This is a genomic window from Sphaerospermopsis aphanizomenoides BCCUSP55 (assembly GCF_001586785.1).
Lineage (GTDB): Bacteria > Cyanobacteriota > Cyanobacteriia > Cyanobacteriales > Nostocaceae > Sphaerospermopsis_A > Sphaerospermopsis_A aphanizomenoides_A.
The window spans coordinates 21,089-38,303 of the sequence record NZ_LUFH02000060.1 but is presented as its reverse complement, the minus strand read 5'-3'; the positions used below and the strand labels follow the sequence as shown (position 1 = coordinate 38,303).

The 17,215-nt window shown below is 39.5% G+C and carries 14 protein-coding genes and 1 pseudogene; 8 read left to right on the top strand and 7 right to left on the bottom strand.

The genetic code is table 11. From position 1 onward, the window contains the following. Positions 1-114 precede the first annotated feature (114 nt). From A0J48_RS16070 to A0J48_RS16060, 3 genes are read left to right on the top strand one after another with little or no spacing between them, the layout of a single operon-like run. Positions 115-963 carry a M28 family peptidase gene (locus A0J48_RS16070; RefSeq protein WP_200324721.1) on the top strand — a complete coding sequence of 283 codons (849 nt, stop codon included), beginning with the start codon at positions 115-117 and terminating at the stop codon, positions 961-963. Positions 964-1,021: 58 nt separating this feature from the next. Continuing rightward, positions 1,022-2,470 carry a site-specific DNA-methyltransferase gene (locus A0J48_RS16065; protein ID WP_200324720.1) on the top strand — a complete coding sequence of 483 codons (1,449 nt, stop codon included), beginning with the start codon at positions 1,022-1,024 and terminating at the stop codon, positions 2,468-2,470. 5 nt (positions 2,471-2,475) lie between these two features. Further along, positions 2,476-3,501, top strand: a complete 1,026-nt coding sequence (locus A0J48_RS16060; protein WP_200324718.1) for an XcyI family restriction endonuclease — start codon at positions 2,476-2,478, stop codon at positions 3,499-3,501. A gap of 23 nt (positions 3,502-3,524) precedes the next feature. On the opposite strand, the pseudogene A0J48_RS16055 reads toward A0J48_RS16060, so the two are convergent. Then, a pseudogene (locus A0J48_RS16055) lies at positions 3,525-4,433 on the bottom strand (bestrophin family protein). Positions 4,434-4,971: 538 nt separating this feature from the next. On the opposite strand from A0J48_RS16055, the gene A0J48_RS16050 reads away from it, so the two are divergent. The 4 genes from A0J48_RS16050 to A0J48_RS16035 all read left to right on the top strand — a co-directional run bounded on the left by A0J48_RS16050 (position 4,972) and on the right by A0J48_RS16035 (position 7,367). Further along, on the top strand, positions 4,972-5,292 hold the full coding sequence (locus A0J48_RS16050) for a 2Fe-2S iron-sulfur cluster-binding protein (RefSeq protein WP_200324716.1): 321 nt from the start codon (positions 4,972-4,974) through the stop codon (positions 5,290-5,292). A 129-nt stretch (positions 5,293-5,421) separates the two neighbouring features. Next, complete coding sequence (locus A0J48_RS16045; RefSeq protein WP_200324714.1) at positions 5,422-5,604, top strand: hypothetical protein; 183 nt, start codon at positions 5,422-5,424, stop codon at positions 5,602-5,604. Positions 5,605-5,651: 47 nt separating this feature from the next. After that, a complete protein-coding gene (locus A0J48_RS16040) occupies positions 5,652-6,692 on the top strand; it encodes a DUF3326 domain-containing protein (RefSeq protein WP_200324712.1) in 1,041 nt (346 codons plus the stop codon). A gap of 90 nt (positions 6,693-6,782) precedes the next feature. After that, positions 6,783-7,367, top strand: a complete 585-nt coding sequence (locus tag A0J48_RS16035; protein WP_200324710.1) for a CPBP family intramembrane glutamic endopeptidase — start codon at positions 6,783-6,785, stop codon at positions 7,365-7,367. Between the two features lie 95 nt (positions 7,368-7,462). Here the strand turns inward: A0J48_RS16035 and A0J48_RS16030 are convergent, their stop codons facing one another. The 5 genes from A0J48_RS16030 to psaA form a co-directional block, all read right to left on the bottom strand. Continuing rightward, positions 7,463-7,825, bottom strand: coding sequence for a DUF5615 family PIN-like protein (locus A0J48_RS16030; RefSeq protein WP_200324708.1), 363 nt, complete (start codon positions 7,823-7,825; stop codon positions 7,463-7,465). Next, the gene (locus A0J48_RS16025; protein ID WP_200324706.1) at positions 7,815-8,150 is read right to left on the bottom strand and encodes a DUF433 domain-containing protein; all 336 of its coding nucleotides are present in this window, start codon (positions 8,148-8,150) and stop codon (positions 7,815-7,817) included. Before A0J48_RS16025 ends, A0J48_RS16030 begins: the two co-directional genes overlap by 11 nt. 287 nt (positions 8,151-8,437) lie before the next feature. After that, entirely contained in the window at positions 8,438-9,148 is a 711-nt protein-coding gene (locus tag A0J48_RS16020) for a hypothetical protein (protein ID WP_200324704.1), read from the bottom strand. 100 nt (positions 9,149-9,248) lie between these two features. After that, positions 9,249-11,474, bottom strand: a complete 2,226-nt coding sequence (gene psaB, locus A0J48_RS16015) for a photosystem I core protein PsaB (RefSeq protein WP_200324702.1) — start codon at positions 11,472-11,474, stop codon at positions 9,249-9,251. A 124-nt stretch (positions 11,475-11,598) separates the two neighbouring features. Further along, on the bottom strand, positions 11,599-13,854 hold the full coding sequence (gene psaA / locus A0J48_RS16010) for a photosystem I core protein PsaA (RefSeq protein ID WP_200324700.1): 2,256 nt from the start codon (positions 13,852-13,854) through the stop codon (positions 11,599-11,601). A gap of 587 nt (positions 13,855-14,441) precedes the next feature. On the opposite strand from psaA, the gene A0J48_RS16005 reads away from it, so the two are divergent. Beyond that, on the top strand, positions 14,442-16,079 hold the full coding sequence (locus A0J48_RS16005) for a hypothetical protein (RefSeq protein ID WP_200324698.1): 1,638 nt from the start codon (positions 14,442-14,444) through the stop codon (positions 16,077-16,079). Here A0J48_RS16005 and A0J48_RS16000 read toward each other — a convergent pair. Further along, positions 16,076-16,990, bottom strand: coding sequence for a glutaminase (locus A0J48_RS16000; protein ID WP_200324696.1), 915 nt, complete (start codon positions 16,988-16,990; stop codon positions 16,076-16,078). The genes A0J48_RS16005 and A0J48_RS16000 overlap by 4 nt on opposite strands. Between the last annotated feature and the right edge of the window lie 225 nt (positions 16,991-17,215).

The following is a 17,215-nucleotide window of genomic DNA, read 5'->3' as shown; positions in this document are numbered from 1 at the left end:
TAGGGGTGTAGGGGTGTAGGGGTGTAGGGGAAAAAATTCAAAATTCAAAAACTTCTACCTACTGCCTCCTGCCCCCTGCCTCCTGCCTCCTGTCACCAATCACCAATTCCTAAGTTGACTTTAAAACAACGGCTACAAAATCATCTGCAAGAGATAGCAAGGGAACGCGATCCCTATATGGCGAGTGGGGGACATTTCTTTGTCCAAGAATACATTCGCCAACAATTTTCCCAATGGGGAAGTGTGGAAATCCACACCTTTCAAGTAGGGGGCAAAAGCTGTAAAAACCTGATTTTAAATTTACCTGCCCAACCGCAAAGAAAAAAGGCCAATTTATCCCCAATTCTCATAGGCGCTCATTATGATGGTATACCTGGTACAGTCGCAGCAGATGATAATGCTACAGGTGTGGCAGTTTTGTTAGAATTTGCCCGCAGTTTTTCCCAAAAACCAATTAAATATCCTTTGCGATTAGTTGCTTTTGATATGGAAGAATATGGGTTATTAGGTAGTGGTGATTATGCAGCTTTGTTACGTCAACAAGGGGAAAAATTACGCTTAATGATATCTTTGGAGATGTTAGGGTATCGAGATTTTACTGCTGGTTCGCAAAGATATCCAGCTTTTTTAGATAGGTTTTACCCAAATACTGGAGATTTTATTGGCTTAATTGGCAATTGGCGGACTTTGGGCGATTTAATTAGCCTCAGTCGCAGTATTCGCCAAGCAGGTGTGTCTAGTCAATGGCTACCAGCACCGAATCGTGGTTTACTTGTTCCCCAAACTCGACTGAGTGATCATGCACCTTTTTGGGATCAGGGTTATCCAGCAATGATGGTGACAGATACTGCGTTTTTGCGAAATCCCAATTATCACAAACCAAGTGATACTATTGCCAGTTTGGATTTAGATTTTCTAACTGGTGTCTGCGAGGGTTTAGAAATGGGGATTAGGCAATTGTAGAAAATTTTTAGATGGAATAGTTTGAAGTTAATCTAATTATTGAATAGTTACTACATTTATGCCTATATTATCTTCTTTTACTGCCAGAACTGAGCTTTATGAAAAATTCAAATCTAAGATTACTCATAATCCTGCTTTAGATAGAAATTTGGTTAGTTATCAAGGTAATAAACAAACTCCATTTTCTTCTTGGTTAAAATATCGAGAAGGATTTTCAGAACGTCTAGTTACCTACATTCTGCAAACATTAAAACCCAATCCAGGGATACTAATAGATCCATTTTCAGGAAGTGGAACAGCACTATTTACTGCTAGTGCATTAGGATGGATAAGCACGGGAATTGAACTTTTACCAGTCGGTATTTTTGCTACTGAAGCTAGAATAATAGCACAAAAAATAGATATTCAGGAATTTAAAAAATTAATATATAAACTGCACAAACTAGATTACCAAAGCTACTATCAAGATATTTTTGCATTTAATCATTTAACAATTACTCGTGATGCATTTTCCGAAATTAATGAAAAGCAATTAGTAGGCTATTTATCTTATTGCAATGATTTAATTACAGATAATAATATCCAAAAAATTATGATATATGCAGCTTTTTGTATCCTTGAAGATATTAGTTATACTAGAAAAGATGGGCAATATCTCCGCTGGGATTTCCGTTCAGGGCGTTCAAAAAGTAAATCTGAATTTAATAAAGGAGCAATTTTATCTTTTGAAGAGGCTATTGAACGCAAGCTTAAGCAAATTATCTCAGACTTAGAGTTAAGTTCTATACAATTAGATTTATTTAACGAGGCTCAACTACCACAATTTTACCCTAGTAAATTGAGCGTTCTGGAAAATTCAGAACCTAAACTTTATCAAGGTTCTTGTTTAGAGATTCTTCCTACTTTTCCAGGTGATAGTGTTGATTGCGTTATTACATCACCACCATATCTGAACCGATATGATTACACTCGAATCTATGCTCTTGAACTTGCTTTTTTGGGATGTGATGAAAATAAAGTCAAAAATCTACGTCAGCAAATGCTTTCCTGCACAGTAGAAAATCGTGATAAACGGACATATTTAGAAGAATATTATAAAAGTAAAAATCTTGAACACATTTTCTTAAAAATAGATTCGGTTTTTAAACAACAGGATGCATTACAAGAAATATTAATTATTTTAGAAAAAAATAAAAATGAAGGGACTTTAAATAATAAAAATATTTCCAGAATGGTACATAATTACTTTTATGAAATGTGTTTTGTTATCTATGAATTAAGTCGCATTCTCAAATCCGGTGGCATAATCGCAATAGTTAATGATAATGTCAAATACGCAGGGGAAGAGATTCCTGTAGATTTAATTCTATCAGATATCGCAGAATCCTTTGGACTGACAACTAGATATATTTGGACATTAGGAAGAGGAAAAGGAAACAGCAGCCAACAAATGGGAAATTATGGACGTACAGAACTGCGTAAATGTGTTTATATTTGGGAAAAATAAATATCATGACAGATGAGGCTAGTCGTATAAACTATCGTTTACGGTCAACATTCTTTTATCGCAAACTCAAAGAATATAAAACATTATCTTTGCAATCCAAAATTGCTGCATTATTAGCAGTAAAGGATTTATATAGTTGGGAAGATTGGCAAAACTGGGGTATTGGAGAAGATGCGTTTACCTATATTAGTAACCATCCTGAATTGCAACTCATTGAAGTATTTTGCCACCCCAGGTTAATTCGAGAATACTCTTCTTTATTAGCTTATTATCGTAATATAGCTGCACTTCCTCAAAAAGCAGTTCAGTATTTAGCTAAAATAAATTTAAAAAAGATTGAAGCTGATGAAGAAAATAACTATAATCTCACAGAAGATAAAGCTTTGGCACTTTCTCGTTTATTTAATGAACATATATCGCTGATTATTGATAGTTCAATTGCAAGCCTGACACAAGCAGAATTATATGGCATACTACTAGCGTCAACCGGATCACAAATTGATGGTTCGTGGCGTAATGCTATTGGAGAAGAAGCAGAAAAGGTCGTACAGCGATTGCTAATCAAAGAGGTAAAAGAACGTAATTTACTTGCTGCTTTTATTCCACGCAAGATCACTGAACTTGAAGCGTATAATCCTCATAAAATTGAAGAACTACTAGGAAATATAGAAGCTTATCGGGGTGTGAAATTGGCTAACCATACTTCCATTCTTTTCTCAAAAGAGCCAGATGTTTCATTTTTTAATAACCAGGGTATAACAGTTGGTGTGATTGAAGTGAAAGGAGGAACTGATCCTGCTGGTACATTAGAACGTTATGGTGCTGCTAAAAAATCTTTTGAAGAAGCATTGCGTATAAATCCCGCAGTTACAACTATTCTTATTGCTAGTTGTATTACACCTGAAGTAAATAATCGGATTCAGAATGATCCAACAATCTCTGCTTACTTCAATTTGACAGAAATACTGGACAAAGAATCACAAATATATGATCAATTTATTGAAAAAGTATTTTCACTTCTACATAAATAAGGTATATCAACATTATCTAGAAATCATATATTTTTGTTGCTATATGACTGCACACTGGGTCTTAAACTCATTAAATCATCAATGTTGCGTTTCATATTATTACAAATATTATCTAAAGGTAAATCATTAGCATCATAGCCAAAGGGATTTTCAATTTCTAAGCCAATAGCTTCAATCCCTAATAAACTAAAACTTACTAAAGCCGAAATTATTCCAGTCCACCAATGCAAGCTGGCCACAATTTGAAATGGCAGTAATAGACAATATAATAATAGTAATTGTTTGAGATGAATGGCATAAGCTAAGGGAATGGGGGTTTTTAAGATTCTTTCACAAGCCCCTAAGTTATCAACTAAAATATTTAATAATTCTTGCATGGATGTAAGCTGATAACTATTTAAACAATTACAGTTATACTGCTTTTGTAACTAATCCCCAAGCCAAAAGGCTATCTCTATTGGTGGGTTATTGACAATTTTTAAATTTTGGTATTTTTCTGATGGCATTAATGCTTCTAATTCTGCATTTATTTTCTCTCCTCTCAGGTGAAATTTTGTCGCTACAGCAAATGCTACTAATAAATTGAAAGCTACTATCTTGTTATCTTTATCTTCTAAACAATTTTCGTCAACTGATACCCAAATTTGTCGGGCTAGGTTACGGATAGTATTCACCATCGAACCCCAAACTTTCCTCCCTTCCCAAAATCTTTCGTAAGCGGTATTAGTACGAAATACTAGTAATAAACCTAAAACTATACTGGGAATAACACTACCTAAAATTGGTTGGGAGACGGGAAGTTGATAATAATAAAGTAGGGAAATAAATACACCAAATAGCCCGCAGAATATCACTCGTTGATAAATAGATAATATTACTGAACCTTTAAGCTGTAAAGCTGTTTTAAACCAATGTGATTTCTCGTGTGTCATGCAATTTACCTAAATCATATTTTTGTCACATTAGCGATGGTATAAAAATATCGACTCTGTGAATATCACAGGCATTAATTATGTTGAAATGATTTGTTTATTCTTTTTTCTTTGGCAATCGCGTATTATAAAGATACATTAAACTATACAGGTGATCGCTACATTTGACAATTGTTGATGAAATTATAAGTAATTAATACAACACTGATATCTGAGTCTAGCTTTTACATATTTATACATATATTGATAACACCGCAGCAGTAAGCAGTAAAACCCTTGTTTTGCCAGGCTTTGTCATAAAAATTTGTACCTTATTGATCTGCAATATGCTGTATATGAATTATATGTGTTTAAGTAAGTTATTTTTTTAGGTGTAACCAGTTTATATTGTAATTTATACAAGCGTCACCAATAGCAAAATGCTGTTGGGATTAAGTTATCTGTAAATTATTGTTCTTGTCATTGCACAAGTTAGCCAAGCGTCCATATTATCAGATAAAATAAGTTATTTGTCCGTTGGAAGACTCTGCTCTTAGATATGTCTAAAACTTACGCCGTTGAAATTAACCACCAAGGTACAATTTATAATTTGCAAGTTCCTGAAAATGAAACCATCTTAGCAGTTGCAGAAGCAGCGGGTTTAGAAATGCCTGCTTCCTGTCATGCCGGGGTTTGTACAACTTGCGCTGCTTTTATCACTCAAGGAAGTGTAGATCAATCTGATGGTATGGGTGTCAGTCCAGACTTGCAAAAGCAAGGTTATGTATTGCTTTGTGTGGCTAAACCTCTTTCTGATTTGAAAATTGAGACAGAAAAGGAAGACATAGTTTATCAACAACAATTTGGTCAAGGCAAGTAAACAGAGTAATGGGTAATGGGTAATGGGGAGTTAATTTGATTTTTCCCAATTATCAATTACCACCCATTAATTACCAAAATCAAAATATAGCTGTATCCTAGAAATCACCAACATATAGGTTTTACAATCATGACTACTCATTTTATTACTGCCGAAATCGACCTACAAGAAACTCCCACAGAGTTGCAAAAAGCTATTGAAACTGAATTAAAAAAACAAGGTGAACCTCTGCGCTGGGCTGTGACTTCCGTAGATCAAGAACAGGAAAAAGCTACTGTAGAAGCTGTTGTGACTACAGGTAATAATAAGTAAGACATTTGATGATTGTGGCGATTTATATCGCCTCATCTAAAATAATTATGCACCGACCATATACAGCAATTTTAATTATACCTACGGGCATTGGGGCAGCTATTGGGGGATATGCGGGAGATGCTTTACCAGTTGCTAGAGTTATATCACAGGTGTGCGATCGCCTAATTACTCATCCCAATGTCTTAAACGGTGCAAGTTTATACTGGAATATACCCAATGCTTTCTATGTTGAAGGATATGGTTTGGATAAATTTGCGGCTGGTGAATGGGGTTTACGTCCTGTCCATAGTAACCGAGTTGGCTTACTTTTAGACCAAGGCATTGAAGCAGAATTAATGCTGCGTCACTTGCAAGCAGCAGATGCAGCCAGAGCCACATTAGGATTAAATATTACCAATCATGTAATTACGGATGCGCCATTAAACGTAGAATTGCGTATTTCTGATTCCGGTGCAAGTTGGGGAACAATTGGCAACCCAGACAGCTTATTGAGAGCAACGGAAATCTTGATTAAAAAAGAGAAAGCAGATGCGATCGCAGTTGTTGCCCGATTTCCCGATAAAATAGATGAACAAGCAGCCCAAAACTACCGTCATGGTAAAGGTGTAGACCCCCTAGCAGGTGCAGAAGCCGTAATTAGTCATTTATTAGTCCGCACTTTTAAAATTCCTTGCGCCCACGCACCCGCCCTGGCATCAGCACCCCCAGATCCTGATTTATCTCCCCGTTCTGCTGCCGAAGAATTAGGTTATACTTTCTTACCTTGTGTCCTTGTCGGTTTAAGTCGCGCTCCCCAATTTATCACCAACAGAAAAGTTATCAATTCTTTACAGGCAGATATTTGGGTAGATCAAGTGGATGCTGTTATCGTACCTGCAAATGCTTGTGGTGGCAGTTCCTTGCTGAGTTTAAGTCAAAACCAATGCCAAATTATTACAGTGGCAGAAAATAAAACTTTAATCCAGGTTCCTGCCCCAATGTTGGGAATCAAATCAATACAGGTAAACTCATATTTAGAAGCAGTAGGTATCTTAGTCGCTCACAAAGCAGGTATTAGTCCTCAGTCATTAGTCATTAGTTATTAGTCAGTTGTCAGTGGCAAAAGGCAAGAGTTGTTTATTTTGAATTTTGAATTTATTTCTTCTCCGTTCCCATTACCTATTACCTAAACACCTGTGGTTGAACAACAAAAACAAGAACCAGAAATTCCCTATCTGACCCGTACCCAAGTGCTTGTGGCTATGGGTGCAACTGCTATTCTTTTGTGGATAGTCGCCAAGCTGTGGTTACGCTTTGGTGATGTCTCCCTATTTAAGTTGTACTGGAATCCCAGAGATTTATTTTTGGGCTTGGGTTTGGGTGTAATTATCACTGTTTTCAGTGGTTTAGCTTATCGCTTTTTTCCTCCCTATCGTAAAAGCGCAGACTATTACTTAGAACTCGTACTTAAACCTTTAGTTTTACCAGATTTGATCTGGCTGGGGTTATTACCGGGTTTAAGTGAGGAATTACTGTTTCGCGGTGTCATGTTACCAGCTTTAGGTGCTGATCATGTAGCTGTCATTGTCTCCAGTCTTTGTTTTGGTGTTTTACACCTCAGTGGTTCAGAACAATGGCCTTATGTGATTTGGGCGAGTATTATCGGTATGATCTTTGGATATAGCGCCTTATTAGGTGGCAACTTGTTAGTCCCAATTGTGGCTCATATACTGACGAATTGGTTATCTAGTTCTTTATGGAAAATGCGGCAATTGGGGTAAGAAAATATTACATTAATAGCACTATGAGAAATGATGGGATTGTAGGAGAGCAATCGCACTTCTAGAAGTGACAAGGGACAACTTTTTTGGCATAACTAGACAAGAGGAAGAAACTCTATTCTGTCTTGATATTCGTTATCTAACGAACCTTCGGCTACCAGTAACAATTGTTCAATATTTTCGTCAACACTTAATTTTGGGTTGAGAATGAAGATTCCTGGGACATGACGACCCTGAGCTATATGATCTGTTAAGTGAACTGGCATAGATTTACGATTGTTTGTTACCAGAATAAAATTATTTTCCTCACACCAAATCAAAATTTCTGGGTCTAAAGTTCCCTTTTCTGGAGTAGTCAAATCTCCAACTGCTAGGATAAACAAATCAGGATTTAACCGTCGTAGTTGAATGGTGTAAATTGGATTAACATTTTCATCTATGAGATAATTAAGCGCCATGACTTTGAAGCAACATTTTTTCAGCTTTTAATTTACGTAGCTTCTCGACAACAGGGTTAGGATTGCGACGTTGCTCTTCTCTCATGCGCTCGCCCCATTCTAGCCAATCGGTGATATATTTATCTACTGCTTGTTGATTGTGTAAGTAGTAGAGAATTGTGGCATATACCTGTTCCAAAGTCAGTGATGTATAAGTTTTAGCAATTTCTTCCGGTGTTTTGGCATGGAATAGATAGTCAAACAAAATGGTTTCAATTCCCACTCGTGTACCTTTCAGCCTAATATCATCGGGTGCTAGAAAATTAAAGTAGTCTTCAAGTTGCATAGTTAATTAAGGCTGATGAGCAAGTATTTATTAATGTTAGCATTGAGGAAATTTGGGCAATCACTCTTTTGGTAAGTCCAATAATTATAGAGTTTATAATCTACCTTTTGTGTTTTAATAGAATATTTAAAAATTCCTCCACAACTGACTTGGGATAGTTATAAGTACCTAAGCAAAATTAATTGTACATATTGATTGAAAACAAAAATGTCTGTATTCCTTACCTATTCCCTATTCCCTCTTCCCTATTCCCTCTCCTAACTATAAAATTTATTTTGCACGACTACTTAGCATTTCTCAGCCGGATAGTGTTCAATACAAAGAATTCCTGATTTTTTGAACCAAGCATCCTTTTCCTTATCTTTCTCATACCTATCTGGATGAAAGGAAATCTCTAATATTCCAAACGTACCATCTAGACATACTAGAAAATCAACTTCTCGATGATCTTCATAAATATTACCTGTTTCGTGTTTTACAGCTAGAGGTAAAGGAAAGAATAATACACCTTTAGCTTCTAACTCCTGTGCAATTCTAATTTCAGACTGAGATGCAAACTTCATCTCATTATAAACAATAGGTTCTTTACCTTTTCTTGCAAAGGCTTTTTCTGTAATTAGTGCTTGGTTTAAATCTTTTGATTGAGCAATTAAGAATTTAATAGTTTTCTGCCAATTTTTTTCAACTTCCAAAAGCTTAACTCTGTAGTATATGGGAAAATTTGTCATATCTTGCCAAATATGACCACTAGCAATTGATACAAAATAATTTTTCAACGTTTGTTGAACTTCCTCATTATTTGAAACTCTTAGTCTGAGATTCAGAGGCAAATAAACTATGAGTCCTGAATTATAATTTCGTTCATAATATCCATCCCAATCAAAGTCAAATTCTAATTCAGCATCAACAATAACAGCTGCACAATCTCTATGATCATCATTAATTAAAGCTTGAACCCAAGTTCGATGTAATTTTTCTAATAATTCTGAATCTGACATCAATTATGGCTGTGAAATACTAGTAATTTTATTCTATAAAAAACCCCCCACCTTGCGGCAGGGGATTTTTTTGTTACTTACCTAAAACCAGAAGTCAGGATCAACCAAACTTACCAGCAGTAGAAGCAATGAGGAACGCTGCGTAGGTGACGACGTAGCCAACGGTGAAGTGAGCTAAACCAACCACACGAGCTTGAACGATGGAGAGAGCAACGGGCTTATCTTTCCAGCGAACTAAGTTAGCTAGAGGAGTACGCTCATGCGCCCAAACCAAGGTTTCGATCAACTCTTGCCAGTAACCTCTCCAAGAGATGAGGAACATGAAACCAGTTGCCCAAACTAGGTGTCCGAAGAGGAACATCCAAGCCCAAACAGACAGGTTGTTCATGCCGTAGGCGTTGTAACCGTTGATCAACTGAGCAGAGTTAGCCCAGAGGTAGTCACGGAACCAGCCCATCAAGTAGGTAGAGTTTTCGTTGAACTGAGCAACGTTACCTTGCCAAATACCCAGGTGTTTCCAGTGCCAGTAGAATGTTACCCAACCTACTGTGTTCAATGCCCAGAATAAAGACAGGTAGAAGGAGTCCCAAGCGGAGATGTCGCAAGTACCGCCACGGCCTGGACCGTCGCAAGGGAAGGCATAGCCGAAGTCCTTTTTATCGGGCATCAGCTTAGAACCACGAGCATCCAAAGCACCTTTGACTAGGATGAGGGTGGTGGTGTGCAGACCTAAAGCGATCGCATGGTGAACCAAGAAGTCGCCAGGGCCAATTGTTAGGAACAAGGAGTTTGTTCCAGAGTTGATAGCATCTAACCAGCCAGATAACCAAACGTTACCGTAGTTGGGATAGGCTGTGTAAGCAATGCTATCAGGGTTAGACAACAAGGTGTCTAAGCCATAGAGAACTTTACCGTGAGCAGCTTGAATGAACTGAGCAAATACTGGTTCAATCAAGATTTGCTTTTCAGGAGTACCGAAAGCAACTACTACGTCGTTGTGAACGTACAAGCCCAAGGTGTGGAAGCCTAAGAAGAGAGATACCCAGCTGAGGTGAGAAATCAATGCTTCTTTGTGCTGTAACATCCGGTCAAGTACGTTGCCCTTGTTTTGTTCAGGGTCGTAATCACGGACTAAGAAGATCGCGCCGTGAGCGAAAGCACCAACCATCAAGAAGATGGCAATGTATTGGTGGTGGGTGTACAGGGCTGCCTGTGTAGTGTAATCCTTAGCGATGAACGCATAGGAAGGCAGGGAGTACATATGCTGTGCAACCAAGGAGGTAACAACACCTAAACAAGCCAAGTGCCATCCTAATTGGAAGTGCAGAGAGTTGTTGTAGGTATCATAAATGCCTTGGTGGGGCAGGTTGAAGGGACCTTCAACGGATTTGCCAAAGAAGGTTTTGGCATTCATCATTTCCTTGATGCTGTGACCGATACCGAAGTTGGTACGGTACATATGACCAGCAACAATGAACAGTACGGCGATCGCTAAGTGGTGGTGAGCGATGTCAGTCAACCACAGAGCTTCTGTTTGAGGATGGAAACCGCCCAAGAAGGTGAGAATTGCTGTACCAGAACCAGTGGAAGTACCAAAGATGTGACCAGCGGTATCAGGGTTCTGAGCGTAAACACTCCAGTTACCGGTGAAGAAGGGTGTTAAACCTGCTGGGTGAGGTGCGGTGTTTAAGAAGTTGTCCCAACCTACGTGCTGTCCGCGAGCTTCGGGGATAGCAACGTGGATTAAGTGACCAGCCCAAGCCAGAGAGCTAACGCCAAACAAACCAGCCAGGTGGTGATTGAGGCGAGATTCAGCACTCTTGAACCAAGCGAGGCTAGGACGGAACTTGGGTTGCAAGTGTAACCAGCCAGCAAATAAACACAGGGCTGCAAATAATAACAGACCTAGTGAACCGGTGTACAGTTCTTGGTTTGTCCGCATCCCGATGGTGTACCACCAGTGGTAAACACCGGAGTAAGCGATGTTTACAGGATTGCTTGCACCAGCTTGGGTGAAAGCGTCAACTGCTGGAGCGCCGAAGTGGGGGTCCCAAATCGCGTGGGCGATAGGACGGACATGGAGGGGATCTTTAATCCACTGTTCAAAGTTACCTTGCCAGGCTACGTGGAACAGGAGGCTGGAAGCCCACAAGAAGATGATTGCCAAGTGACCGAAGTGGGTAGCGAAAATCTTTTGGTAAAGATTCTCTTCTGTCATGCCATCATGGCTCTCAAAGTCATTGCCCATTGCGATCGCATACCAAATGCGCCGCGTAGTTGGGTCCTGTGCGAGATCCTGGCTAAATTTTGGAAATTTTGTTGCCATAGGGTTGATGATTCCTCTGACCTTTAGCCATTGCTATCACTGCTATCAGTGAAATTTTGGATTTTGGTTTTCTTGATTTTGGATCAAATCTCAAATCCAAAACCCAAAATATCCACTGAAATTCTTAACCTACTGAAAGGATGTGTGCGTGGAAGAATGCCCAAGTAGTAGCAATTCCTCCGAGTAGATAGTGAGCTACACCTACAGCACGACCTTGAGTAATGCTCAATGCACGGGGCTGAATGGTAGGAGCTACTTTCAGTTTATTATGCGCCCAAACGATGGACTCAATTAGTTCTTGCCAGTAGCCACGACCACTGAACAGGAACATTAAGCTGAATGCCCAAACAAAGTGTGCGCCTAAGAACATGAGTCCATAAGCGGACAGTTCACTACCGTAGGAGTTGATTACTTGTGTAGCTTGCGCCCACAGGAAGTCACGCAACCAACCGTTGATGGTGATAGCACTTTGAGCAAAGTTGTCACCTGTGATGTGACTTACCACACCATCATCTACAGTACCCCATACGTCAGACTGCATCTTCCAGCTAAAGTGGAAAATTACAATTGACAAGGAGTTATACATCCAGAACAGTCCTAGGAATACATGATCCCAACCAGAAACTTGGCAAGTACCACCACGACCAGGACCGTCGCAAGGGAAGCGGAAGCCTAAGTTTGCTTTGTCTGGAATCAGACGAGAACTGCGGGCGTACAATACACCTTTGAGCAGAATTAGGACAGTAACGTGAATGGTGAAGGCGTGAATGTGGTGAATCATGAAGTCAGCTGTGCCTAAAGGAATAGCAGCAGCCGCAACTTTACCGCCAACAGCCAACACACCACCGCCGAATACGTAGCTTACTGCTTCTAGGGCATTGGGCGCAGTTGTTCCTGGTGCTAGTGTGTGTAGGTTTTGTACCCACTGAGCAAACACTGGTTGCAATTGAATTGCAGCGTCAGAGAACATATCTTGGGGACGACCCAAAGCACGCATGGTGTCGTTGTGGATGTACAAACCAAAGCTGTGGAAGCCTAGGAAAATACAAACCCAGTTGAGGTGAGAGATGATAGCGTCACGGTGACGAATCACGCGATCCAAAACGTTATTTTGGTTCACAACGGGATCATAATCCCGCACCATGAAGATCGCTGCGTGAGCAGCACCACCAACAATCAGGAAGCCACCAATCCAAATATGGTGAGTGAAGATACACAACTGTGTAGCGTAGTCAGTTGCCAAGTATGGATAAGGGGGCATCGCGTACATATGATGCGCGATGATGATTGTCAAGGAACCCAAGAAGGCCAAGTTAGTAGCCAACTGTGCGTGCCAAGAGGTGGTCATATTTTCGTAAAGACCTTTATGTCCTTCACCAGTGAAGGGGCCTTTATGGTTTTCTAGGATATCTTTGATGCTGTGACCGATACCCCAGTTAGTGCGGTACATATGACCTGCGATGATGAACAGTACAGCGATCGCTAAGTGGTGATGAGAAATATCTGTCATCCACAGGCCGCCTGTAACTGGGTTCAAACCGCCTTTAAAGGTCAGAATGTCAGCATAAGTTCCCCAGTTCAAAGTGAAGAAGGGTGTTATACCACTAGCAAAGCTAGGATACAACTGGGTTATCAAGTCCTTGTTCAAAATGAACTCATGGGGCAAGGGGATGTCCTTAAGGGCCACGCCTGCATCCAATAGTTTGTTGACTGGTGCAGAAACATGGATTAAGTGACCAGCCCATCCCAAGGAACCACAACCCAACAATACTTGCAAGTGGTGATTCAGCATCGACTCCGCATTCTGGAACCATTCCAGTTTGGGAGCGCGTTTATGGTAATGGAACCAACCAGCAAACAGGAACAAGCCTGCTAATACTAAACCGCCAATCGCAGTGCAGTACAGCTGGAAGGAACTGGTAATACCCCAGCCACGCCATACTTGGAACAAGCCAGAGGTGATTTGAATGCCGTGGAAGCCACCGCCTACATCACCGTTTAAAATATCTTGTCCCACAATAGGCCAAACTACTTGGGCGCTGGGCTTAACTCCTAATGGGTCAGTTAACCAAGCTTCGTAGTTAGAAAATTTAGCGCCGTGGAACAACATTCCGCTTAACCAGATTGTCACTACGGCCAGGTGACCAAAGTGCGCGGAGAAGATTTTGCGGGAAATGTCTTCTAAGTCGCTTGTATGCGTATCGAAGTCGTGGGCGAGGGCGTGGAGATTCCAAATCCAGGTTGTGGTTTTTGGACCTTTAGCTAAGGATCTATCGAAGTGTCCGGGCTGCGCCCATTTCTCAAATGAGGTGGGTACAGGATCGTTGTCAACGATAACTCTTGCTTTTTTCTCCTCTCGCTCCGGAGGACTAATCGTCATTCGACCTCCTCTCTAAGTAAGGAATGAGGAATCATGGACACCACAGAGTGAATTTCACTCTTCGATTCCAGAGGTTTTCTGGAGCCATGTGGAATTGTTGTTTCTGTTGAATTATAGAGTCTGTACTTGTACATTGTTGGAGAGATTTTAACAATAATTCAAAATCGCCAGATTTATTGTCATATCTGCCTTTTATATTCAAGACTATTGCAAAAAAGTCAATACTTTTTCTATTTAATTTACAAACCATAACAATTCTTAAAACTTATGGTTAATCCTGAATATAGGCACAAATCTTCCTGTTTAGGCTGTATGTTTTTCCTTGTGATCCATTGGAAATGAAAAAATTCTGTCGCAAATATTACGGTTTTTGCATTTTTATGATAGAGAGACAGAAAAATTTCATCAGCGGGCCTGGGACATTAGGTATGGGGCAAAAGGCAAGATGTAGAAGCAAAGATATATATTCCCTATTGCCTATTCCCTATTGTCTATTTTTTGAATTTTGAATTTTCTTCTCTCTCCACTCCATAGAGGTGTAGTAAGGAAAACAAAAGAGGTTGAAGACGATACATAGGGTGGAAAGTATGAACTCTAGGCAAAAAATCACTGTAGAGAAACTCTATTCTCAGAGTTTCCCAATATTCAAATGGTTAATGACATTACTGCTGGTTTTAAATTTAAGCAGTTGTGCTGAAAAAGCTGGAAGTCAAGAAGTATCAATTAATAATCAACCAACACATCTACAAGTTTCACAAATTTCTCGACAATTTATAGAAACAGCACCACCAGAAGTAATTCAAGAATTGCGTACAAAATTAGAAGCTTATCAGCCACAAGTAAAAATATTGACTCCGGCAGTGGATGAGGTGATTGAAGATAACACTGTTACAGTCCGCTTCCAGGTTAAGGATTTACCAATATTTAAAGACCCTCAATGGCAACTAGGTTCTTATCTGCACGTTATTTTGGATAATCAACCTCATATAGCTGTTTATGACTTAAATCAGCCCTTAACTTTACCAAATTTATCCGCTGGTACACATACTTTACGCGTTTTTGCGGCGCGTCCTTGGCATGAAAGTTTTAAAAATGAAGGCGCTTATGCCCAAACAAAATTTCACATCTTTACTAAAACCGACGATAACGACCCTGAACCTGATTTACCGCTTCTTACCTACAGCAGTCCTACTGGTAGTTATGGTGCAGAACCAATTATGTTGGATTTTTACCTAACTAACGCGCCTTTACATATTACGGCTGAAGATCATCCCGAAGATACAATCAGCGATTGGCGTATTCGTTGCACAATTAATGGTGAAAGCTTTATTCTTGACCGTTGGCAAACAGTCTACCTCAAAGGCTTCAAACCAGGTAAAAACTGGGTAAAACTGGAATTTTTGGATAACCAAGGCAACCCGGTTAAAAATTCCTTTAACAGTACGGTGAGACTAATTACTTATGAACCTGATGGTCAGGATACACTTTCGAGAATTGTGAGAGGGGAAGTTACGGCTGAAGAGGTACGTGGTATCGTAGACCCGAATTACATAACTAAGATTCCAGTTACTGAACCTAAACCTGCTGTAACACCTAAAGTTGAAGTTTCTCCAATACCACAACCACAGGTAGAACCCAAGGTAGAAATATCTCCTATTCCGGAAATGGAAGTTTCTCCAATACCGCAACCACAGGTAGAACCAAAGGTAGAAATATCTCCTATTCCGGAAATGGAAGTTTCTCCAGTACCGCAACCACAGGTAGAACCAAAGGTAGAAATATCTCCAACTCCTGAAATGGAAGTTTCTCCAATACCGCAACCACAGGTAGAATCGAAAGTAGAAGAACTACCAACTCCTGAAATTGAAGTTTCTCCTACACCACAACCACAGGTAGAACCAAAGGTAGAAATATCTCCTATTCCGGAAATGGAAGTTTCTCCAATACCGCAACCACAGATAGAACCAAAGGTAGAAATATCTCCAACTCCTGAAATGGAAGTTTCTCCAATACCGCAACCACAGGTAGAACCAAAGGTAGAAATATCTCCAACTCCTGAAATGGAAGTTTCTCCAGAACCTGAAATAGAAGCAACACCAGAACCAGAGATAACACCAAATTCTATTGAGTCAACAGACAACACTCAATCAAAGCCACAAAAAACAGGATTAAGCGAGTTAAATGAGTATTTTCGGCGTAAACCTATAACCGAAAAATCTAATTAACTAAAGATACTAAGTTGCAATGTTTGAGATAAAGCTTCAATAAATGCTAACCCCGCTACAGGATTGCCTGTACTATCTAAGGCAGGACTGTAGCAAGCGATCGCGCCTTGATTTGGTACAGTTGCTAACAATGCCCCACTTATACCCGATTTCATTGGTAAACCAATTTTGACTGCATACAGGGAAGAAGCTTCGTATAGTCCACAAGTTAACATGAGAGCGTTAACGATCCGGCGATGTTGGGAATTTATTAGACTACTTTCACAAGCTAGGAGTTTTCCTAATTGCGCTAAGTCTTCCACTTGACCAGAAATACAGCATATCTGTTCGTAAGTGTCAAGAGATAATTCGATATTTTCAATGTGTCCAGTTTGGTGAAGATATTGAGCGATCGCTACATTTACCTGAGAACGAGTATCGCGCACCGAAGTCAACATTTCTACATCTATATATAGTTGACTACTGGCTAACTTATTCAACCATTGACAAAATAATTGAGTGCGATGACTGCCATTTTTACCAGGTAACTTATCAGCTAAAGTTATAGCGCCACTGTTAATCATTGAGTTGCGGGGATGCCCCTTATCCATCATTAACTGTTCTAAAGAATTAAAAGGCATTAATGACGGTTCAACACCAACTAAACCTAAAACTTTCTCTGCTCCCAGATGTTCCAATAAGTATAGTAGAGAAAATGGTTTAATAACACTCATTAAAGGAAATTTACAAGCGTTATCTCCTAAACTGTAATTTATTTCTGAGTGACAGCAAATATGAACAGTAAACCAGTTAGGGTTAGCTACAGCTAAAAGGGGAATGCGTTGAATAACACTTCCTTGTGCTGCTTTGGTGTTCGCTTGTTGAACCAAGAGAGATAAATTATTGATATTGATGTCTTCTAGTTTTCTCAAGATTTTGATGTTAACCTAAATCTAAAATATGCAATTTTCAATTTTATCACGTTAAAAAACCATAGAGTTGAGGAGTAAGGAACGGAAAAATTTAGATCCATTTGTTTGTAATTTTGTTTATTATTTATTTTATAACTTTTGCACTCTTTATAAACGAACCACAGAGGCACAGAGAATACAGAGAAATTCGGATTTGAGAGATATTTTGCATCATAGCGGTATTTG